Below are 19,491 nucleotides of genomic sequence, written 5' to 3' on the forward strand. Positions count from 1 at the left end.
AGTGATGGCGATCGCTAATCAAACAATTTCTGGAGTCTCAGAAATCATTTAGCCCTTTACAGGCTTAACTAGCCCCGGCAGGGGTTTGCAGTTGCTCTAATATTTGGTCAATGGTAAAGCTGGCAGCCTTCTGGCGTGGCGGGAATTCCTTAAAGGTACTTAAAAAATCAGCCACAAATTTCTGAGCTGGTAAAAGCAGGAACACGTGGTTTAGATACCAATCCCAGTATGTATTAGAAGTGATGCTAGCTCTCTCATAGGGGTCGGTACGCAGATTGTAGAGCCACGCTATCCGCGTCTTCACGAACGGCTCACCCCAGAGTGCTAGGGTACCTGGCTCTCGCTGCTGAGCAAAATGCATTTTCCAGTTATCGTAGCGAAGTGCAAGCAAGTCGCCATCATCGGAGAAGTAGAAGAACTCTTTTCGGGGGCTATGCTCTTCCTGTCCTGTCAGATATGGCAAGAAATTGTAGCCGTCGAGATGAACTTTGAAGCTTTTCTTGCCTATCCTATAGCCTTTGAGCAGTTTGTCTTTAATGTCGGCTTCACCAGCCGCTGCTACCAGGGTTGGCATCCAGTCAAGATTTGACATGATTTCGTTGGAAACTGTACCAGGCTTAATATGTCCAGGCCAGCGCACCATGAAAGGAGTGCGGAATGCACCCTCCCAACCAGTGTCCTTCTCGCTGCGGAAGGGAGTCATGGCAGCATCAGGCCAAGAATTCATGTGCGGGCCGTTGTCGGTACCGTAAACCACGATGGTGTTGTCAGCAATGCCTAGCTCATCTAGCGCATCAAGGATCTGACCAACGTTCTTATCATGGTCGATCATGGTGTCATGGTAAGGGGACTGCCAGCGTCCAGCCTGTCCCACACTCTCTGGCTTGGTGTGGGTACGGAAATGCATATGAGTGAAGTTCGTCCACACGAAAAAGGGCTTGCCTGCTTCGACCTGCTGTTCGATAAAGTTGACCGATCGGTTCGCAACGTCGTCATCGATGGTCTCCATACGCTTGGTAGTCAGCGGCCCAGTGTCTTCGATACGACCATCGGCAAAGCTGTGGATGACACCGCGAGGCCCGTACCTCTTTTTGAAGTCAGGAAAGTCTTTTGGATTCGGGTAATCCGGGAGTTCTGGTTCCTCTTCAGCGTTCAAGTGGTAGAGGTTGCCGTAGAATTCATCAAAGCCGTGGTTAGTAGGCAAAAATTCGTCCTTGTCCCCCAGGTGATTCTTACCAAACTGTCCAGTAGCGTAGCCTAAGGGTTTCAGCACCTCAGCAATGGTTGGGTCTTCTGGTCGCAAGCCAAGGTCAGCACCAGGCATTCCTACCTTACTAAGACCTGTGCGAAAGACACTCTGCCCTGTTATAAAGGCTGAGCGACCAGCGGTACAGCTCTGCTCACTGTAATAGTCAGTAAAGAGCATACCTTCATTCGCAATGCGATCGATGTTGGGGGTGCGGAATCCCATCAGACCTTTGGTAAAAGCGCTGATATCGCTTTGTCCAATGTCGTCACCCCAGATGACAACAATGTTAGGCTTAGTCGGCTTTGCTGCTACTACAGATGTTGGAGCCGTTGTTGGTGCTGTAGTCACTCCCGGTGTTGGAGTTATCCCAGGCGCTGTAGTTACTGTAGGCGTTGGAACTGTTGGATTAACCGATCTATAAGAACCGTAGGACGGATAATTAGCCGCTAGGGCAATACCGCTGCTAAATAAGTTTGACAACACAAAAAGAATTGTCACTCCAATTATTTTGGCAGCACGGAGAAATTGCAGTCGGCGGTAATCATACTTCGCTTGAACAGATAAAACCTTCAATGAAGGTCTTACAACTGTTTTTTGATTGGACATAAGGTTGTGATTTGATGTAATTTGAGCAAAGGTGTAGAACTGAACTGGATGCTTTTATTCATGAAGCTACGCCTAGCACTATCGACAGTACTGAAATTACAAAGTCAAAAACTTTGTCATCCTACTATTGATAGAGATTGAATGATTAGAATTGAAGAAGTTGGTTATATTAGTTACAAGAGTTAAATTGCCCAATGGCAATTACCAAGCATTCATAAATAAGAAATAAGAAAAAGAAATTGAGACTCACTCTTTATATAGCGCTCTTCCATCACTTTGCTGAGAGAAAAATCAAGCCCAATTTTTAAACTTTAGATGTGACAAGGGTTTGAGAGTTTATTTTCTAACCAAATGGCTGAAATAAAGGTTTTTGGTAAAAGTCTTGTGCCGCAAGGATTTTAGATTATCCTCTCATGAGAGTGATGGAAGAGCGATAGACAGCTTTTTATAGCATTTCATCAATTTTTGCCTGGTTCAATGGCAGATAAGCCAGTTAAGCAGAATTTTTACTCGGTTAATAAAGATAAGACAATTTAGGGCGTGTGATCAAATTTAGAAGGGTGGGTATTGAGTTTGAGGGAGTGAAGGAGGTGTAATCTCTTTGGATGGATGAAAAGGGGGAGCACCTGAGATGAGCCGAAGGTATGGGTTAACTGGACTTTAAGAAAAAAGGCGAGCGAAAAAGATTAAAATCCAAATAGAGAAAGCATTTAACCTGTTTTTAGCCTCAAACAAAACCGCGCTCGGTTTTATGAGCAACAAAAACTTCCATGTTATTTTGTAACCAGCACCCATAACGGTAAGAAATACCTGTTAAAAATGCTTCTAAAGTTTCTGAAAAAGTTGTTAAACTTTGATGAGCATAACGTTTTCTTAGTCCACCCATTAATTGCTGATAAACAATGAAAGTATAAGCCGTAAAAACTAAAATAAAGTGACGAATTAGACGGTCTTTTTTTCTCATCTGGTATTCTTTTAATCCTAACCACCCCTTAGCCTCTTTATAGAACTTTTCAATATAATTTCTTGAAGAAAAACTGGTTACTATCCATTCACCTGTTACTCCAGATTTATTAGTAATTAAATAATCTATTTCCGTGGCTTATTCATAAGAACTAGCATTCATGACGATAGCTATAGTTCTTTCACCTTTCAGCCCATTTATTTCAGCTTGTATCACAGCAACCCAAACAGTTTTAGGTTTATCCAGTTCTACAGTAACAGCTTTGAAATCGTTTTTTTGCAAGCATAATATTATCTCATCTAACCTTTTATATGACTCTTTATCTCTAGTTTTTTTATCAATAACAGCAGCAAGTCTATTTTTCGCTAAACCCCCAATATAGTTAACAGTTTTTCCTATTCCTCAATTGTCCTTGGGGTTTTCTAAACTTCAATCGCCCCTATCTTGCAGTGCGATCGCCCTTCTTACGACCGCAATGGAAACCGCCGCATCATAAGCGTGCACATCCATCGCAAGGGGTGAAGTCGTATGATGAACCACGCCTTGTGAGGAGCGCTCGCGCTGCGCCAGGATCTGACTCGCCCAAGTAAACCACGCACTCACATCCTCAGTCAGTCACCACATTCTTACCCTTAGCCCGACTGCGTTTCTCTGTTGATAAACAGCCCAGTTGGGTTTGAGCACCACCCCTGAGCAAGTGCCTTCTTTCAGTCGGGCGATCGCGGGAGTGCACTGGCTGATCAGTTGCAATTAACTGATAGAGACTGCATGGCATATGGGATCTCGGTGAAAATAAAATGTGCGTGCCGTTGCACTGTCCCCGACAAAATTGGGCAGGCTTGTATCAGGCTTATTCAATTGGCCAACGAGTTATCTTTCTCAGAAGCCTGCCCAATTTTGGTACGTGGAAGACCCCTAACCCGATCAAATATATTTCGACTCAGCCCAAGGATTGATGAGCGTTCCGTTTAGAGAGGCGGAACGCAAGGGCGGCACATTTTATTACTTGGAAAGGCCTATGGGATGGAAGTGCTGAAATATGCAAGTTATTGGGGTGCGATCGCTACTCCTTTGTTGGATGCAACCAGAGCGATCGCTGTGTTCTAAACCTTGGCGTCAAAGTTTAGCTGGGCAAGAAGTACAATTTAAAAAATTTGTAGAACCAAAAATAAGTACAGACCATTAATAGCTGAGGTGAAATCTAAATTGATTGAAGCGTGGTTAAATTCCGGACTGATTATCGCTTCCAGATATCAGGATAAAATCTCGCAACAGAGCATAGCTTCTGCAAAGAGTCTTGGTGAGCGAAGTAGTACAAAAGATTTTCGGTTTTATTCTATGCTGTTTGATGGAATTTCTATTGATGGGACAGTTTCTATTCTAGATATTGGATGCGGTCAAGCAGAGTTATTATCTTTCTTAAAAAACAACTACCCGCACGTGAAAATAGATCGCTATTTAGGACTTGATCTTGTTAAGGAATTTCTAAATGTAGCGCAGTGTAATTATCCAGATTATGAGTTTCAGCTTGGGAATTTTATTTGTGAACAATTCTTACCGAAGCAATCCTTCACTATAGTTATAGCTCTTGGAGTTCTTGTCTCGCGAGTACCATATTATCAAGAGTTTGTCGAACATTTTATTAGGAAAATGGTTCAATGCAGTTCAGGTCATATTTTATTCAATTTGATTAGTGAAGTCGATTTCTCATCACAGAACTACGTTAATTATGAGCAGGTAGGTCACTCGACATGTTTTTCTAGGAAAGCTCTTGAATCCATTCTAGATAAGATTGAAGACATTAATTATCGCATTGTGGAGGCGCGAATTTTCCCAGATGCTACAGATATGTTTGTTCACGTTTTTTGTAGAACCTGTTGAAAAATGTAGACTTTCTATGAAGGATTTGAGTATCCTCTCAATAATTTGGGGTAGGTAAGGTTTAAGTAAATAAAAGAATATAAAAGGTTGAATAACTAGGCGTAAATTGTTGAGTAGATTCTTCCATCCCGAAACCTCGTCCATAGTGCTGGGGAAAACCGGGATAGCGGAAGGATTGCCCAAAGCGGTGTTTGAGCATTTTTTTGGATGGAGGTAGCGATCGCCATCAACGACATGTACATTTAAAATAAGTTTGTAAAGTTTAAGAGTCCTGAAAGCCTTGAAATAACGTACTTATGGTTTGGTTTAGAAAATAATAAAGTCGTAAACTGTCACATGAGTAGGATTTACTCCTTGACAAAAAAGATTAAGTATGGGTTGTGGTTTGAGAGGCATTGAAAGTTTGATTGTTCAACGAGACAGAGCGATCGCACTGTAGGGCTTGAAAAGCGATCGCGCTTCCATACTGACTCTGGATTTTTGATGCAGGACACTCGTAGGGGCAGGGGAGCAAACAATTCAAAATTCACCCAGCAAAATTCAAAATGCAAGCAGGGTAAGAGATTACGCAGGACATGCGGAGGGGCATTGCAGGTATGCCGCCATCATAACAAATTGCTGTATCCGTGCTGGTTATAAAATCACGCCGTCAGGCGCTAGCAATGCGTTTGAGTCGTGGGGTGCAGCCCTATATGTGCATTACTTGCGCCCCCTACTGCTGTCTGTAAAACTTGTGGATCTAATATTGTGAGTCCTGTTAAGGGTGCAAAAATTCCGTAACCTCTATCATAAGAGGAATCAAGTGTTGGCGATCGCTTTACCTCACATCTTGCACCAAGAAAAATTGATGGTATTTAGTAACTCAGTATTAGTCCCAAAATCCTTTATTTATCGATAAAAGCCTATAAAAATAATGTAACTTTATCGCGCATATCTTTGCTTTGTACGGTTTTGTACCTAGAGGTGCAAGATATGAGTTTACTCGGTAGTGGCTCGAGCGCTCGTTGTTAAGCCGCTTTAATGACGGTTAGTAGTGAAAACTTTGGTTTTGTTGCAGCGATCGCCCTAAGGTGTGTGGCTTAACGTGTCCAAACAGGAGTTAAGTCGGCACTCTTGTTCGGAGCGATCGCCCTCCTTACTTGGGGCAATGGAAAGCGCCGCATCCTCTGAGCGTACATCCACCGCCAAAGAGTGAAGGCTTCTTAACGACGCCTTGTGAGGAGGGCGATCGCTGCTAGGGTGCTTCCTGGCCCATTCAAACCACGCACTCACATCCTCAGTAACCACATGCTTCTCCTTCGCGCCACTGCGTTTGGAGCAAGGCGTGAACCGGGAGCAGTTGGGTTGTTGCACCACCAGGGGTGCAAGTGCTTCTTTGACACGTGCGATCGCTGCCAATGCTGTTTCCAATTTGTTTTCTAGTTGGACAACGCATGGAGTGAAGCGCTCCTGATTGGTCATTACATATCCATGAGTCGCCCAACCGCGTGACAATAGCTGTGGAGGGGTTGGGGGTTGTGGCGGTAGCGCGATCGCAGCAACTCAGGCGGCAACGACGGCAGTTGGTGCAGTGGTGTGCAAGCGGTGCAACGAGCGATCGCTCGTGTCAAAGAAGCGCTGCACCAGGGCTGGTGTGAGAATCCGACTGCAAAGGTTCATTAACAACTGTCGCAGTGGGGCTAAGGGGAAGAATGTTACAGACGTGTTGATTGAATTTTGAAACTCTTGGTGCCAAGCGTTTTATCTTTAGCTTTTCAACACATGTGTAACACTACCTGATAGAAACTGACTGTTAGGAAACGATTCTCAAATCAGCTGCTTTGATTCGCATCAAAGCACTCAGGCAGATGGATAAAAATTGATTAATGTGGCGGATTTTTGACTATGCGTTGCCTAAGCATCCTGACAAAGATGGACAACCCTTTATATATAGTCGCCTTGCTCATTATTGCCGCAAAAACTGGGCAGGCTTAAAAAGCCTTTTAGAGTAGCACTAAGAGCAGATCGACTATTCCTAGAAGCCTGCCCAGTTTTCAGGTTCTGGCTCCGACACCATATTTTTAGTTAAGGGGCTTGCTCAAGCGTCACGTCTCAAGAATTTATGTATTTTTGCAATAAGGACAGTTCAGAGCAAGCGCTTAGTTGTCCATCTTTGTCCACGTTTCATCACACACCAACTATTACGAGGTTCACAATCTTTTATTCTCCCCGAAAATGTAATTCTCCAGAGTAGTTGCGTAAAATCTTCAAATCACCCAGACAAATAACTTAGACACACCTAACGATTGTGGATTAAATAACTCGGGGCATTTATGTGTAGGGGCGAAGCATTCAGTAGATGGTCTATCCACACAAACAAAGGTTTTTGACTGATTGCTTGGCCGTGGAAAAAAACTGCACCCCTCGCGTAACCATGCGTGGTTTATTGGCGGATGCCAACCATTTTTTCGTGGTGGGTTCTAACGCGCGAGCGGTTTAGAGCAACAATCTTGAGAATTATTGCAATAATCCCGCTCGCGCGTGAGTGTCTTTGCGCGATTTATGTGGATTTATGCGTCACCCCTACGCCATCTCGAATTCCTCGACCTTATTAAATTTTTATTCCTAATTCACAAATGATTGGAGATTTGAGAACATGATAATGACACAACAAGATTGTCCATCGCCCATTGCTGCACCGAAAAATGACCAATTCTGGATAAATCTGAGCAATGGACAGCAAGGAGGGCGCTTAGCTGCAACATCAATGCCAGATCGCGATTGGTGGACAAAGCTGTGGTCTTATCCCCAAGAAACTTTAAAAATTATGGGCTTGCAATCGGGTATGTCCGTGCTCGATCTCGGTTGTGGATATGGACATTTTACTATTGCTGCTGCACAAATAGTAAAACCAGCGCTTGTTGTTGGTGTTGATATTGACTTTCCCATCCTTGCTCAAGCTCGACAAGCAGCACAACAACTCCCCAACTGTCTGTTGCTTAACCAAGATATCCTTGCGATCACACAGGTGATTGCAAATCAGTTTGAATACATCACGATTCATAGCACTTTCCACGGTTTACCAAATCCCGTAGAGTTTGTCCGTCAAATCGTTAGTTTACTTAAACCAAAAGGGTATTTTTCAGTAGTTAACTGGCGACCAATTCCACGTGAAGACACTATTTGGTTGGGAAAACCACGAGGACCAAAAACCGAACTACGCATTTGCCCACAAAAGCTACTGTCAATTGTACAAACAGCAACTGAACAACTTGTAGCAGTGCAGCAAGTTGATTTACCGCCCTATCATTATGGCATCACATTTCAATTGAAGGAGTAAGTAGTGTTGTAGATGCTACCAAAGGTGACATCCTGTTGTTTAAGGAGAAATCTTAAAAAAAAATCCCAGCCTTATATTTTTTCGGCTTATTCAAAATAAGAGCGTGGTGGGGGCAGCGCCCAGTAGGGCGCTGCCAAGGCTGGGATTTTTTTTCTTGGAAAGTGCCTAAGCCACTTGCGCTAGGCCACACAATAGCGATCGCTCGGTAAATGTACTTCTGCTTGCAAATCCAAAGGGAGGCGTCGTGGTCGCTGCGATTCTACAACGGCAATGTCTTGACTTATAATCTGGTCTTGCCTAGCAACAAAGGCTTGCTCCCCGGTGAGGGCAAAAGTCCTGCCAAGCCAGAGTTTTGTCTCCACTATGCTCAAAAACATTTGTGCATAACTCAGACAGCACATTTATCAAGTTGTTTATGTCTGAGATTGATAGCCATTTGCTGTAAATGTTTTCAGCACGGGAAACTACAGCATTGACATCTTCAATAGTAGACACTAAAGTCAATTCCAAAAGATTGGCTGTTCTTAGATCTCGGTTCCACCGCTGTTGTAATGGACTGTCCACGTCAAACCAGTCGTTCTCTATTTCAAACAGATCCATCCGTTCCAAATGATGACAGCTAAAGCGATCGCCTTAGAGCCATGTTGGAGCAATAGTCTGATACTTAACATTTCTATTGCACTGTTGGCTTACAAAGCGCCATCGTCAGCAATGCTGCCGCCCCAAACGCTGCTATTGTCCGAACATGGTTCCAAAGTGTCCAGTTAGTCAGATATCTAGCCCATAGATTTACGCCCTCAGTGCTATCTGGTTTGGTACTCGCCAGGGCATCATTTAGCGGTACATTGAAGGCAATCGTCACCACAACGGTGCCAACGATATAGAGCAGGCTGCCAACCAGCACATAGAGCGCACCAGGTTGATGCCACTTTGACAGCGAGGCGATCGCCAAAAACAGGCAAGCCAGAGCCGTTCCAAACAGCGCCACCATAAACAACGGATTGATCGCTGTGATATTGATCGATTGCATAGCAATAATGCCTTCCCTTGGTTGAAGCTTAGCAAGAGCATTCATTACAAAAGTCGAGAAGGCAAAGAAGACTCCCGCTACCAGTCCGCAGCCCAAGGCAGTGAAAAGTTTTAATGCAAAAGGCAAATGGTAAACACTTGTCATAAACCCTCCTACAGATGAGTGATTAGCTCCGAATTAATTACCTTTAGTCTAGGAAAACAATTCATGAACAACTATCTGATTGGTGTGCGACTACTCCTAACAAATACAGGGAACTCTTAACAAGGAACAGGGTCGGAGGAAAAGAGGTGTTTGTTCCATTCATAGCGAAGGCGAAAACGCGGCTTCGTGGGGCGCTCATATCTTGCGCTCAATTTTCAAAACTGCGGCTCATCACCTATGAGAGTGAATACAATCGAAACTAGGTGCACTGGGCTTGGATCATATGGTCTGGAATTACTAGCCAAATTGCAGACTTCACTGAAACTCACCATTCGCAGCACATTAGAGAGGAGTCATCGCTCTTGCGGGATCTGAGGCAGCCACTCACGCGTGAGCACGGATTTGGGTTGCGCTGGCGCGTTTTTAGTCTGCCCAGACCAACACCATCGATTTCGGAAGCTATGAGATATTAAAAATAAGTCAGAAGTTGAAAGTCGGAAGTCGCAAGTAAATATAAGGCTGTTACTTTATTTTTTTGTAGCACTCTTAGATTTCGTGTCTAGTAAGTTGGCATGATTAAAAGCTATTATCAATATATTGATCCGGTAATAGTGTACATCTTAGACTAGCAGCAGCCTTTGATGGGCTAGTTTGACGAGCATGAGCAACAAAAATGTAGCACTACTACAAGGAATAGTGGTTTTGGTAAAATTAAAAGTCTATGAATAGTCAATTGCAATTACAGCCGATTCGCTTTCCAGATCAGATATTCCGATGCTCTTGGAGTATCAGTCTTTAAGCCGCAGCGAAGCGATCCAAAAGATATTGCAAAAATACGCAGGCAGTGTGTGTCATATAGATATGCTGGTGCGATTGCTGTATGGTGAGTTAGAGCCAGATGTATTCAAAGTAGTAAAAGGTAGAGTTCAATCTACGTTGACTCATGGCAGAGAAAGCGGGAAATGGTTCGGTGTTCCTGGCAAGCCTGGCTATTTTACTTTGGACTTAAAACTGCTCAACTCGAAGAGTACTAGTTCTTCTAAGAAGTCTTCTAAGCAGGGGAAAAACAAAGACAAAAAACCTTCACCACAGGCGAAAACTAATAGCATTCCAATGAAAGGGGAGTTTGAAGGGAAATTTTTGATTGATGCGATTACTTGGTTGCTGCAACAAAATCCCAGAAAAGTTTTTGATGTGGCTGAAGTGATTAACGAATTATACGGAGAACTCGACCCATTACAAGTGCAACAAGTAAAATCGAATGTGTTAAGTGAATTGTCGCGTGGTTATCGCGCCGGACGATTCTCAAGAGTGCCTTCACAAAAAGGACTTTACATTTGGGACTCCAAGTTACTGCCATCCGTCATCCGTAATTGAAAAAGAATTCTCAAAGCCCAGTAACGCTCATGAACGAGCAAGTGGTTCACCCTTTGAAGCAGTTCAACAACAAAATCCAAAAACACCAGCCTGCTGTCGAGTATCACGGTAATTGGGTGATTGTTCAACAGGGGGTGAGAGTTGAAACAGATGTTTCTAGTTGAGCGATCGCTCTTCTTACGACCGCAATGGAAACCGCTGCATCACAAGCGTGGACATCCACCACCAAAGAGTGAAGGTGTATACACCACTGCTTGTGAGGAGGGCGATCGCAATTCCGGGAGCTGACGCAGCCCAAGTAAGCCACGCACTGACATCAGCATTCACCACATTTTTCTCCTTAGCCCCACTGGGTTTGGAGCAAGGCGCTCTTGTGGGAGCAGTCGGGTTTGAGCACCACCAGGGGTGCAAGTGCCTCTTTCACACGAGCTAGAGCGCCAAAGAACACGTTGCCCCAATGCTTTTTCCTGTTATTAAGTAAGTGGGAAACAACCAAAAGCTGCATCTCATTTTCAGAGTCTATTTCTCATAGTTAGGATCGCCTTTGACATGATTGTATAGTCATTGCTTTACAATGACCAAAAAGCATAGGCTGATCCCCAATCATTGGTTGAGCAACCTACTTTTATAAGTGAAATCTTACGTACTGTAACAATTAGACAATTTCTTTAAGAAACGTTGCGACTGTTAAACACCTTTGTTAACTTGTGAATGAAACCAAATGAACGAGGATTTATACTCACAGGAGGTTGAATCATGTCAAGTTCAATGATGACAGTTGTAGCAGTGCTCCTATTGGGCTGGATTCTAGCTTCTACTCTTGGTACCTGGGCTTACTTTGCCAATCAGTCTCATAGAAATAAAAATCAGCAATAATCTTTGTTAGTGTCACGAAGTTTTCGCCACCTTGACTTCAAAATTCAAAATTCTTTCAATCCCATGCTTAAAAGCATGGGTTTCTTCAGCATAGATGTGTTTCTACTTCTGCCTTCCCAAAGACGTGTTGTCAAGCCAAAAATAAATCGCTTGTTCCCAACACGGACCAGAAGTAAATCAACACCTGTATAACACTACCATCTCTACCAATGTCAATAATTAAGAAAAGATGTTTACATCAAACATATTTAATTGAAGAGGTTGTGATTATGTTTAACATTGGTGATTATGTATTGAATCAAAAAACTGGGAACCTCGGCAAAGTAATTGGTTATGGACACCAAATACTCAGCAGTGGTTATGAAACAACGCTTAAAGTCTTAGTAACTGACTCTACAACTTGTGAGCAGAAGGGATTTGTAGAAGAAGACTTATATTCACAATGGGTTCGATGCCAATGGCAAACTGAGCTTAGACCTATGCTCAAATATTGCAATTAAGCTTAGAGCTAAGATTGAGATTTTTCTATGTTTGAAGTAACAAAAGAGAAATTGATTATTAAGTATTTTTAACTTTAATTTTGGAACCCTCCAACAGAATTGTCAGCAACAGAAGAAAAGGTAGTCAAGCGTATAAACGACCTCACTAGACCGGAGCGATCGCTGCGGTCTCTTGGGATGCGCCGTCGCGAATTTATTGACTTTTTTGGTCAGAAAAAGTCAAGAAGAGTATTTAAGCTATTTTGACCAGTAACAAAGCGCGATCGCTCTTTTTACTCCAACAACAGATACCGCCGCATCACAAGCGTGCACATCAACCGCTTCTTCTGACGGCGTATAAACGACCCCTTGTGAAGAGGGCGATCGCTGCTAGGGTGCTTCCTGGCCCATTCAAACCACGCACTCACATCCTCAGTAACCGTATTTTTCCCTTAGCCCCACTGGGTTTGGAGCAAGGCGCTCTTGCGGGAGCAGTTGGGTTTGAGCACCAGCAGGGGTGCAAGTGCCTTCTGATGGAGTGTGATCGCCCACATTCAACTGTCGGTCTGAAAAGGAATTGGCATATTCATACGACCCAATCAAGCAAAAAGCGTATAATAGAACCTTTGCTTTAAAAAAAGTTTTTAATCCCAGCAATGCGGATCATGCTAAAATAAAAGCTTATCAAAATCTCAAAACCTACTCAAAGGGTTGAAATTCAGTCAGACGAATCTGAATTTCAACCAGAAACTACCGCATCTCAACTACGAGAGTTACCAAGACAACTACAAGACCCACTAGATATTGCCCAACCGACATCAATGAGTGTGACTTGCACAGATTCTAGCGGTTGGAAAGCATCGGATATTTTACGAGAAGTTAGACTGGATAGTTTTGAGATTGATTATATCGATTAAGCGGTGTTATCTAATCAAAAATCAAATTGTTGCAGTGTCGTAGGTCAAGAAATTTAAGGCAGCCTGGAGTTTGTGTGATGCCGGAATCGCGATCGCGTCGCGTCAGCATCTCTAATTTGGGATAGCTGTTGCGGTCTGTAAGAGGTATTAGGCGTTGGGCAATCGCTTCTTACTGAACACGAGTGTAGTGTAGAAAAAGTGGTTTAAGTGTTGGAGCGATCGCCCTCCTTACTCCTTCTCTCGGAAATCACCGCATCACAAGCGTGGACATCCACCGCCAAAGAGTGAAGGCGTATGAACGACCTCTTTTTCGGAGCGCGATCGCCTATTGCATTGGGTGGGATAGCCCCAAATAACGCCCTCAGTTGGGTACAGTAGCCCGTTTGTGCCCCCCTGGAACACCAGCAGCCTTGCCCTGGCTAGAAGAGGCAGGGGGCAGGGGGAATCAGGCAGGGGAGCTCTTAGCGGGGGGCAAGGGGGAAGACCTCTCCCTGTGCCCCTAACTATCAGAATCTAAACTACGGTTATGAGCCGCACGAACTACGGCTCCCGTGTGCTGAAGTTGGCGTCTTGGCGTCTTTGCGTGAGACTATCCTAATATTATGTAGCCGATGCGACCAGACTATAATTACTGATAACTACTTGCTTGACGAGAAAACATCAAGTGATACTGTCCACCTAGTGCCATGAGTTCGTCATGAGTACCTACTTCTATAATTTGACCATGTTCTAGAACTACTACTCGGTCTGCTAGTTTTGCTAATGCAAGGCGATGGCTAACTATAACGGCTATTCTTCCTTTGGCAAGGGTGCGAAAGATGTTGTAAATCTCATTTTCTGTTTTTGGATCAAGGTTGGCGGTTGGTTCATCGAGTAGGATTAGTTCAGCATCAGATAGTCGCATTAATGCACGAGCGATCGCTAATCTTTGCCATTGTCCTCCTGATAAGTCTACACCGCCTTCGAGTTGTTTGCCTAAGAGGGTTTCCATTCCTTGAGCTAAATTTTCAATTACCCTAGTCATACCAGCTTCGGCTATGGCTTGTTGGATGGCGGTGTCGTTTTGGAGTTTGGGTAAGTTGCCATAGGCGATATTTTCCCGTATGGTGGTGGGAAAGCGTGCGTAATCTTGCATGACTACGCCTATACGCGCTCGCAATTCCTCTAATTCAAGCGCTCGCAAGTCTTTTCCATTCCAAATAATCGCACCTTGGCTAGGGTCGTAGAGGCGACACAATAATTTAGCAAGGGTGGTTTTACCTGCACCATTTTCACCCACTAGCACAATCATTTCGTTGGGGTAAATTGTCAGGTTGATGTCTTTTAAAATTAAGCGATCGCTGTTGGGATAATTAAAAGATAAATTTTCTATTTGAATCCCCGTTTGTGGAAACTGAAAATTCTTTACTCTCTTTTGAGAGGATAACTGCGGTTGCAACTCGAAAAGCTGGAAAATTGGCGTTGTTGCTAGTGCGACATCGTACAATTCTGAGCCGCCATCAATTAGTGTCGCTAAATTCCGGCGCATTTGCAGAATAACTCCAGTGTAAAGTGCTAAATCACCAAGTGTATATGTTCTACCTAATACTCCAAACACTACGTATACGTAAGGTAATGCTACACCCAAGCCACTCAGCAGCGACCAAGCAAATACCTGCGTTGTTCCCTGGCGGCGGATCTGCTCCATTGCGTTGAACATGGTTAGGAAAAGTCTTTGCCAGCGTTCTAATAGCAGACTTTGCAGCCTGTACAAGCGTAATTCTTTAGCAAATGTCTCCCCAATTAAAACAGTTTTGTATAAATTCATTTCCCGAGCAACGGGAGCCTGGGTTTTTTCTACCCTCCAACTTTGCTTGCGGTATTTCATATCCACAGAAATTGCAGGGGTAGCACAACCAAACAATATCAGCGGTACCCACCAAGCAAGGGAGCCTGAAAGCAACACGGCGGGGATGAAGAGAAAAATACCCTGTATTGTCTGGAGAAGTCGGAAAGAAAGTTCTTTGAGTCGCTGCACTCCCTCTTCTGTTAAATGCACTATATTCAGTAAATCGGGTGTTTCAAACAGGGCAATATCTTCAAAATTGGCAATCTTCTCCAATACCTTTGCCTCAATAGAACCTTTGACGCGATCAGCTAGGGAGCCAAATAAAAAGCTGGTTATTGTACCAACTGAATCGCTCAGTAAATTCAACAGTAGCAAACTTGCAACACAACCCAGGAGCAGAGGTTGAGAAAGTATTAGAGCAATGGAATTTTCGGCTGTTCCTATACCTAGCAGGCGAGTTGCTTCATCAATAATCAGTTTGTTGAGCCAAACAAGTGTAGCAGGTATCGCCCCATTCAGTAACATCAGAATTGTGACATTGCGTACCTCTACAGGAGCCGCTCTCAGTACCATTACTACACTACGGCGAAATGCCTGAAGAGGAGTAAAATCAATTACTTGCATACATTGTAATAATACTTTGACAAAAAAGCGATCGCTTCAGTTCAGACAATGTAGCATAGTAATTCAAGATATTACATCTAGCTCTAGCAGGTAGACTATACCTGTAGATATTTGAGAAAATAGAATTGTCAAGATATTAAGCATCCGTTCAGAAATAAGTTGGTCAGGCTGAAGAGCGCTCTTTTCGGCGCAGCAAGAACTCCACGCTCATCGGCTTGAATAAGTTGAACGGCAGGTGCGACAACGCTTGGTACCCCCGCAACGCACTGCCTCATAAATATAAGCCTGACCAACTTAATTTTTTTACAACCCCTAAAAGTTTCACGCCAAGAGGAGACCTACACTATTCTGGTCTTGCCGCAAAATTCTTAAATATTTGCAATTTCCCAACAGATAAAACTTTGCGTTCCTCTGCGCTTACCTCAGCGTCCCTGTGTGTTTAACCTCAAATCGTCAAGCCACGAAACGCAAACTTGTACTAAGCCACTCCCACAGCTTCTAAAGCTGAATGGCACACTTGATAAGCGATCGCTGTGTGACAAGAGTTGCCAACAACGACGATTAGCGATCGAGGATATGTACATTTAAAATAAAGTCTTCAGAGGGAACTCTTAACGGGGAACTCTTAAGTAGGTGGACATAAAAAAACGGACAACCTTTATGATTAATCGTGGAGTCTCAAAGCTAGTCGTGGTGGGCGGCGCAGCCATATAGGGCTGCGCCGGAGGTTGTCCGTTTTTTAAAGACGAGGTACTTAACAGGGGACTCCTGCTTAAAAGCTCTTGATTGAAACAAGGACGCTGTTTTTCTTCAGCAAGAGTGCAAACTTGAAAAACATCCTTTTTTAAACAGGGCTTTAAACCCAGCAACTTTTGTTTTTTAGGGAATAGGGAACAGGATACATTCTGTTAAGAGTTCCTTATTCCCTGTTCCCTTTCTTGGTAAACTGTCACATGAGTAAGATTTACTCATTGACAAAAAAGATTAAGTATGAATTGTGGTTTGAGAGGCATTTAAAGTTTGATTGTTCGACGATAGAGAGCGATCGCACTGTTGAGCTACCTTGCGCGGTAATCCCTTCGCACGGCTGCAAAGTGCTGACGATAATCCTATATGTGCCAGTGACTTTAAGAGTTTATTTTAAATGTACGCCATCTGATCGCTACTGTTGGTTTGGAGTGAGTAACCAGTTTGCTACCAGGTGAACACCAACAGCCCAGAAGAGGCAATCATCCGGTAATTGTTAGAGTTTTGGTCATACCACTGACCCCAATAAAGCGTGCGGGTGCTGCCGGGAGCAATTCATCTTTGATTTGAAACGCGATTGCTTCCATAGTTTCTCCAGTTTTTTGACGCAGGGCAAAACAATGGCATTGCAAAGGAGCCACCGTCATAAGAATTTGCTGTATCTGTGCCGCTTATAAAATCATCAGAAGTTTGCCAGTACCGCGTTTGAGTCGTGGGGTGCAGTTATGAAACGGCATGTTTGAGCTAGTCAATAGCTTGGTGCAGCCCTATATGTGCATTATTTGCGCCCCCTACTGCTGTCTGTAAGACTTGTGGCTCTAATATTGTGAGTCCTGTTTCCGGGTGCAAAAATTCTGTAGCCTCAATCAAAGCGAGGAATCAAGGGATGGCGATCGCTCGACTCGGTAGTGGCTCGAGCGCTCGTTGTTAAGGGGCTTTAATGAGGGTTAGTAGTGAAAGCTTTGGTTGTGTTGCAGCGATCGCCCCAAGGTGTGTGGCTTAACGTGTCCAAACAGGGGTGAAGTTGGCACTCTTGTTCGGAGCAATCGCCCCTCTTACTCGTTCATCAGAAACCTTTGCATCCTCTGAGCGCACATCCACCGCCAAAGAGTGAAGGCGTATACACCACGCCTTGTGAGGAGCGCGATCGCCCTTCTTACTCCATCATCAGAAACCTTTGCATCCTCTGAGCGCACATCCACCGCCAAAGAGTGAAGGCGTATATACCACTCCCCCAGACATGGCGATCGCAATTCTCTCCTTCCTTGCCCACTCAAACCACCAACTCACATCCTCACTCACCACATTCTTGCCCTTAGCCCGACTGCGTTTGGAGCAAGGCGTGAGGTGGGAGCAGTGGGATTTGAGCACCAGCAGGAGTGCAAGCGCTTCCTTCAGGAGTGCGATCACTTCTTGTACTTGGGCAATTGTAGTATTATTTTAGACATAACAAATGTTGTCTCAAACGATTAAATGGCTTGTCGATTAATCGGCTAAAAAGTAAGATGAACTCATCACAACAATCATGCGACCGCTCTAGCCTGGAAAACTTGCGCGATCGCCTTTTGTAAAAACCTAACCAGTCGAAGTCAGGAATTCTATTATGACCGATCGAATCTATACACAGCAAGCCCTTTGTGGTTTCAAACTCAGCCAACTCAAGTTGTTGATATACTGAGCGAAAGACGGGATCGGCAGTACAGCGAATGTCCTTCCCTCTTTGGCAGAGCTTTAAGTGATCGTGAGCGTGAGCGATGACATACCTAGCGAAACAAACAGCAAACAGCAATGTTGTTAAACTCGACGCACTTTCGCAGGTGAGCGGGATTTTTGCTCCTGTTGCATCAAGCACGAATTTAATGACTAAATGGCATGGCTTTCGCTTAGAACGGCATCGTATTTTTGATCATGCTGTCACTCCAGAGATTTGTTTCCCCACACATATTATTGGTTTTCTACTCAACGGCAATTACAAAAAAGACATTTTTGATACTGGAACTCGTCGTCGCACCATTACCCATAACTGTGGTGATGCACTTTTATATCCATTTGGATTGCCACACGTGGGGCACAGCTTTTCGCAAGCTGACTTCTTAGTTTTATACCTCGAACCAAAGTTTGTTGAAAAAGCTGCACGAGAAATTAGTGCTGGAGAACGAATTGAAATTATTCCACAGGCGAACTTTGAAGATAAATTAGTAGCTGACGTTGCTAAACACTTGCTGGCAGAAGTTGAGAGTGGAGGCGTAACGGGCGCTTTGTACGCTGAAAGTTTAATGACTGCCCTTGCCGCAAGGCTAATCAAGCACTACTCAGTCGCACGAATTATCTCCTGCAAGTACAAAGGTGGACTGGCACAGGCAAAGCTGCGGCTAGTCACTGAGTATATCAATGAACATTTAGCAGAAAATTTATCGTTGGAAAAGCTTGCTGGACTCTGTTGCCTGAGCCAATATCATTTTTGCCGTTTATTCAAACAATCTACTGGAATATCACCCTATCAGTATTTGATTGAGCAACGCATAGAACGAGCAAAGCAATTGCTGTTGCAAAGCCAACTGAGTATTGCAGAAGTGGCTCAAACAGTAGGATTTAATGAGCAAAGCCAACTGGCTCGTCATTTCAAGCGTGCGACGGGACTCACACCTACACAACTGCGAAGTCAATAGCAAGAAACGTCAAACAAACGCAAGAATTACCTATCGCATCCGAGTAGAACCTTCTATTGTTGGTTCATGGCTAAATTGACTGATTGATTTAGTGCATTAGCTTTCAAATGAGGGAAATACATGGTTGCACAACTTGACGCATCGCACTCATCAATTCGTCCCGATTTTCCAATTACCTTGACCCAACTTTATATTGATGGTGAATGGCGTAATTCCAATACTGGCAAAACATTCAATGTCGCCGATACATTAAAACACCTGACGATGAAGTTGGGCGGTAAATCTGCCAACATCATTTTTGCAGATGCCGATCTTGATGCGGCAGCAGAAACCGCTCAATGATTTTTACCTGACATAATCTATTCACGTTTGGAGAATGGTAAGTATGCAACTTGCAGGAAAAACCGCAATCATCACTGGAGCCAGTAGTGGCATTGGTAAGGCGATCGCTCAAGAATTAGATGCTGTTGGAATGAATTTGGTGTTGACAGCACGATCGCAAGATAAGCTTGACCAACTTGCTGCTTCGCTCAAAAGTGCTAAAGTGCTTGCGGCTGCCATTAGCGATCCTGATGTTCCACAAAAATTGGTAGATTTTGCGATCGCTACTTTTGGATAACTGGATGTAGTCATCAATAATGCTGGAGTGATGAGCGTTGGTTCTATTTGATTGGGCATCTTGATACTCCTTTCAAAAACGCAAGTTCTGGAGTTCTCCAGCTTTGAGCTTTTGGAATTGTAAGAGTGTATCGGGAAGGTTAGGAAACAGATAAAGCCCGGT

General features: G+C 43.9%; 26 protein-coding genes. 14 read left to right on the forward strand and 12 right to left on the reverse strand.

Annotated elements, in window-relative coordinates; translation table 11 throughout:
• Positions 1–64: 64 nt before the first annotated feature.
• The 3 genes from FIS9605_RS0133295 to FIS9605_RS46865 form a co-directional block, all read right to left on the reverse strand.
• A complete protein-coding gene (locus FIS9605_RS0133295; protein WP_231510582.1) occupies positions 65–1,822 on the reverse strand; it encodes an arylsulfatase in 1,758 nt (585 codons plus the stop codon).
• Between the two features lie 760 nt (positions 1,823–2,582).
• Positions 2,583–2,819, reverse strand: coding sequence for a hypothetical protein (locus FIS9605_RS41590; RefSeq protein ID WP_026736344.1), 237 nt, complete (start codon positions 2,817–2,819; stop codon positions 2,583–2,585).
• A 138-nt stretch (positions 2,820–2,957) separates the two neighbouring features.
• On the reverse strand, positions 2,958–3,101 hold the full coding sequence (locus tag FIS9605_RS46865; protein ID WP_155960654.1) for a hypothetical protein: 144 nt from the start codon (positions 3,099–3,101) through the stop codon (positions 2,958–2,960).
• A 757-nt stretch (positions 3,102–3,858) separates the two neighbouring features.
• Between FIS9605_RS46865 and FIS9605_RS43590 the strand changes: the two genes are divergently transcribed.
• Entirely contained in the window at positions 3,859–4,005 is a 147-nt protein-coding gene (locus FIS9605_RS43590; RefSeq protein ID WP_155960614.1) for a hypothetical protein, read from the forward strand.
• Between the two features lie 8 nt (positions 4,006–4,013).
• A complete protein-coding gene (locus FIS9605_RS39400; protein WP_035140481.1) occupies positions 4,014–4,700 on the forward strand; it encodes a class I SAM-dependent methyltransferase in 687 nt (228 codons plus the stop codon).
• Between the two features lie 95 nt (positions 4,701–4,795).
• Here the strand turns inward: FIS9605_RS39400 and FIS9605_RS44685 are convergent, their stop codons facing one another.
• The 3 genes from FIS9605_RS44685 to FIS9605_RS43595 all read right to left on the reverse strand — a co-directional run bounded on the left by FIS9605_RS44685 (position 4,796) and on the right by FIS9605_RS43595 (position 6,161).
• Positions 4,796–4,942 carry a hypothetical protein gene (locus FIS9605_RS44685; RefSeq protein ID WP_197036192.1) on the reverse strand — a complete coding sequence of 49 codons (147 nt, stop codon included), beginning with the start codon at positions 4,940–4,942 and terminating at the stop codon, positions 4,796–4,798.
• A 125-nt stretch (positions 4,943–5,067) separates the two neighbouring features.
• A complete protein-coding gene (locus tag FIS9605_RS44690; RefSeq protein ID WP_197036233.1) occupies positions 5,068–5,223 on the reverse strand; it encodes a hypothetical protein in 156 nt (51 codons plus the stop codon).
• A 542-nt stretch (positions 5,224–5,765) separates the two neighbouring features.
• On the reverse strand, positions 5,766–6,161 hold the full coding sequence (locus FIS9605_RS43595; protein ID WP_155960655.1) for a hypothetical protein: 396 nt from the start codon (positions 6,159–6,161) through the stop codon (positions 5,766–5,768).
• Positions 6,162–6,187: 26 nt separating this feature from the next.
• On the opposite strand from FIS9605_RS43595, the gene FIS9605_RS43600 reads away from it, so the two are divergent.
• A complete protein-coding gene (locus tag FIS9605_RS43600) occupies positions 6,188–6,337 on the forward strand; it encodes a hypothetical protein (protein WP_155960656.1) in 150 nt (49 codons plus the stop codon).
• Positions 6,338–7,341: 1,004 nt separating this feature from the next.
• A complete protein-coding gene (locus tag FIS9605_RS0133325; RefSeq protein ID WP_231510583.1) occupies positions 7,342–8,019 on the forward strand; it encodes a class I SAM-dependent methyltransferase in 678 nt (225 codons plus the stop codon).
• A gap of 179 nt (positions 8,020–8,198) precedes the next feature.
• Here FIS9605_RS0133325 and FIS9605_RS44695 read toward each other — a convergent pair whose 3' ends face one another.
• Both FIS9605_RS44695 and FIS9605_RS0133335 read right to left on the reverse strand, forming a co-directional pair.
• Complete coding sequence (locus FIS9605_RS44695) at positions 8,199–8,396, reverse strand: hypothetical protein (RefSeq protein ID WP_197036240.1); 198 nt, start codon at positions 8,394–8,396, stop codon at positions 8,199–8,201.
• 296 nt (positions 8,397–8,692) lie between these two features.
• Positions 8,693–9,193: an anthrone oxygenase family protein gene (locus tag FIS9605_RS0133335; RefSeq protein WP_026736347.1), complete on the reverse strand. Its 501-nt coding sequence runs from the start codon at positions 9,191–9,193 to the stop codon at positions 8,693–8,695.
• Positions 9,194–9,967: 774 nt separating this feature from the next.
• Here FIS9605_RS0133335 and FIS9605_RS39410 point away from each other — a divergent pair.
• The 6 genes from FIS9605_RS39410 to FIS9605_RS43615 all read left to right on the forward strand — a co-directional run bounded on the left by FIS9605_RS39410 (position 9,968) and on the right by FIS9605_RS43615 (position 12,560).
• Complete coding sequence (locus FIS9605_RS39410) at positions 9,968–10,570, forward strand: hypothetical protein (protein WP_051470265.1); 603 nt, start codon at positions 9,968–9,970, stop codon at positions 10,568–10,570.
• A gap of 29 nt (positions 10,571–10,599) precedes the next feature.
• Complete coding sequence (locus FIS9605_RS46375; protein WP_269321125.1) at positions 10,600–10,734, forward strand: hypothetical protein; 135 nt, start codon at positions 10,600–10,602, stop codon at positions 10,732–10,734.
• Complete coding sequence (locus FIS9605_RS43605; protein ID WP_231510584.1) at positions 10,721–10,858, forward strand: hypothetical protein; 138 nt, start codon at positions 10,721–10,723, stop codon at positions 10,856–10,858. The genes FIS9605_RS46375 and FIS9605_RS43605 overlap by 14 nt, the downstream gene beginning before the upstream one ends.
• Positions 10,859–11,715: 857 nt before the next feature.
• Positions 11,716–11,946, forward strand: a complete 231-nt coding sequence (locus tag FIS9605_RS39415) for a hypothetical protein (protein ID WP_051470266.1) — start codon at positions 11,716–11,718, stop codon at positions 11,944–11,946.
• A 99-nt stretch (positions 11,947–12,045) separates the two neighbouring features.
• Entirely contained in the window at positions 12,046–12,192 is a 147-nt protein-coding gene (locus FIS9605_RS43610) for a hypothetical protein (RefSeq protein WP_155960658.1), read from the forward strand.
• Positions 12,189–12,560, forward strand: coding sequence for a hypothetical protein (locus FIS9605_RS43615; protein WP_155960659.1), 372 nt, complete (start codon positions 12,189–12,191; stop codon positions 12,558–12,560). Before FIS9605_RS43610 ends, FIS9605_RS43615 begins: the two co-directional genes overlap by 4 nt.
• Positions 12,561–13,470: 910 nt before the next feature.
• On the opposite strand, the gene FIS9605_RS0133370 is transcribed toward FIS9605_RS43615, so the two are convergent.
• Complete coding sequence (locus tag FIS9605_RS0133370; RefSeq protein ID WP_026736349.1) at positions 13,471–15,294, reverse strand: ABC transporter ATP-binding protein; 1,824 nt, start codon at positions 15,292–15,294, stop codon at positions 13,471–13,473.
• A gap of 435 nt (positions 15,295–15,729) precedes the next feature.
• On the opposite strand from FIS9605_RS0133370, the gene FIS9605_RS46870 reads away from it, so the two are divergent.
• Entirely contained in the window at positions 15,730–15,882 is a 153-nt protein-coding gene (locus FIS9605_RS46870) for a hypothetical protein (protein ID WP_197036234.1), read from the forward strand.
• Positions 15,883–16,523: 641 nt separating this feature from the next.
• Here FIS9605_RS46870 and FIS9605_RS43620 read toward each other — a convergent pair.
• The 3 genes from FIS9605_RS43620 to FIS9605_RS44705 all read right to left on the reverse strand — a co-directional run bounded on the left by FIS9605_RS43620 (position 16,524) and on the right by FIS9605_RS44705 (position 17,893).
• Positions 16,524–16,688 carry a hypothetical protein gene (locus FIS9605_RS43620; protein ID WP_155960612.1) on the reverse strand — a complete coding sequence of 55 codons (165 nt, stop codon included), beginning with the start codon at positions 16,686–16,688 and terminating at the stop codon, positions 16,524–16,526.
• 408 nt (positions 16,689–17,096) lie between these two features.
• On the reverse strand, positions 17,097–17,318 hold the full coding sequence (locus FIS9605_RS43625; protein WP_155960660.1) for a hypothetical protein: 222 nt from the start codon (positions 17,316–17,318) through the stop codon (positions 17,097–17,099).
• Between the two features lie 158 nt (positions 17,319–17,476).
• The gene (locus FIS9605_RS44705) at positions 17,477–17,893 is read right to left on the reverse strand and encodes a hypothetical protein (protein WP_197036235.1); all 417 of its coding nucleotides are present in this window, start codon (positions 17,891–17,893) and stop codon (positions 17,477–17,479) included.
• A gap of 7 nt (positions 17,894–17,900) precedes the next feature.
• Between FIS9605_RS44705 and FIS9605_RS39420 the strand changes: the two genes are divergently transcribed.
• The 3 genes from FIS9605_RS39420 (at position 17,901) to FIS9605_RS0133390 (ending at position 19,329) form a co-directional block, all read left to right on the forward strand.
• Positions 17,901–18,710: a helix-turn-helix domain-containing protein gene (locus tag FIS9605_RS39420; RefSeq protein WP_197036236.1), complete on the forward strand. Its 810-nt coding sequence runs from the start codon at positions 17,901–17,903 to the stop codon at positions 18,708–18,710.
• 120 nt (positions 18,711–18,830) lie between these two features.
• Positions 18,831–19,052, forward strand: coding sequence for an aldehyde dehydrogenase family protein (locus tag FIS9605_RS0133385; RefSeq protein WP_026736350.1), 222 nt, complete (start codon positions 18,831–18,833; stop codon positions 19,050–19,052).
• 43 nt (positions 19,053–19,095) lie between these two features.
• A complete protein-coding gene (locus FIS9605_RS0133390; RefSeq protein ID WP_026736351.1) occupies positions 19,096–19,329 on the forward strand; it encodes an SDR family NAD(P)-dependent oxidoreductase in 234 nt (77 codons plus the stop codon).
• Positions 19,330–19,491: the final 162 nt, after the last annotated feature.

The sequence above is a fragment of the Fischerella sp. PCC 9605 genome (genome assembly GCF_000517105.1).
Taxonomy (GTDB): domain Bacteria; phylum Cyanobacteriota; class Cyanobacteriia; order Cyanobacteriales; family Nostocaceae; genus PCC9605.

Excerpts from the sequence above, each read along its gene's own strand:
- FIS9605_RS43590 (WP_155960614.1), top strand. The coding sequence starts at position 3,859 with ATGCAAGTTATTGGGGTGCGATCGCTACTCCTTTGTTGGATGCAACCA.
- FIS9605_RS0133370 (WP_026736349.1), bottom strand. The coding sequence starts at position 15,294 with ATGCAAGTAATTGATTTTACTCCTCTTCAGGCATTTCGCCGTAGTGTA.
- FIS9605_RS43605 (WP_231510584.1), top strand. The coding sequence starts at position 10,721 with ATGTTTCTAGTTGAGCGATCGCTCTTCTTACGACCGCAATGGAAACCG.
- FIS9605_RS0133385 (WP_026736350.1), top strand. The coding sequence starts at position 18,831 with ATGGTTGCACAACTTGACGCATCGCACTCATCAATTCGTCCCGATTTT.
- FIS9605_RS43595 (WP_155960655.1), bottom strand. The coding sequence starts at position 6,161 with ATGACCAATCAGGAGCGCTTCACTCCATGCGTTGTCCAACTAGAAAAC.
- FIS9605_RS44695 (WP_197036240.1), bottom strand. The coding sequence starts at position 8,396 with ATGTTTTTGAGCATAGTGGAGACAAAACTCTGGCTTGGCAGGACTTTT.
- FIS9605_RS39410 (WP_051470265.1), top strand. The coding sequence starts at position 9,968 with ATGCTCTTGGAGTATCAGTCTTTAAGCCGCAGCGAAGCGATCCAAAAG.
- FIS9605_RS41590 (WP_026736344.1), bottom strand. The coding sequence starts at position 2,819 with ATGAGAAAAAAAGACCGTCTAATTCGTCACTTTATTTTAGTTTTTACG.
- FIS9605_RS44685 (WP_197036192.1), bottom strand. The coding sequence starts at position 4,942 with ATGTACATGTCGTTGATGGCGATCGCTACCTCCATCCAAAAAAATGCT.
- FIS9605_RS0133390 (WP_026736351.1), top strand. The coding sequence starts at position 19,096 with ATGCAACTTGCAGGAAAAACCGCAATCATCACTGGAGCCAGTAGTGGC.
- FIS9605_RS43620 (WP_155960612.1), bottom strand. The coding sequence starts at position 16,688 with ATGACGGTGGCTCCTTTGCAATGCCATTGTTTTGCCCTGCGTCAAAAA.
- FIS9605_RS0133325 (WP_231510583.1), top strand. The coding sequence starts at position 7,342 with ATGACACAACAAGATTGTCCATCGCCCATTGCTGCACCGAAAAATGAC.
- FIS9605_RS39415 (WP_051470266.1), top strand. The coding sequence starts at position 11,716 with ATGTTTAACATTGGTGATTATGTATTGAATCAAAAAACTGGGAACCTC.
- FIS9605_RS39420 (WP_197036236.1), top strand. The coding sequence starts at position 17,901 with ATGACTAAATGGCATGGCTTTCGCTTAGAACGGCATCGTATTTTTGAT.
- FIS9605_RS46375 (WP_269321125.1), top strand. The coding sequence starts at position 10,600 with ATGAACGAGCAAGTGGTTCACCCTTTGAAGCAGTTCAACAACAAAATC.
- FIS9605_RS0133335 (WP_026736347.1), bottom strand. The coding sequence starts at position 9,193 with ATGACAAGTGTTTACCATTTGCCTTTTGCATTAAAACTTTTCACTGCC.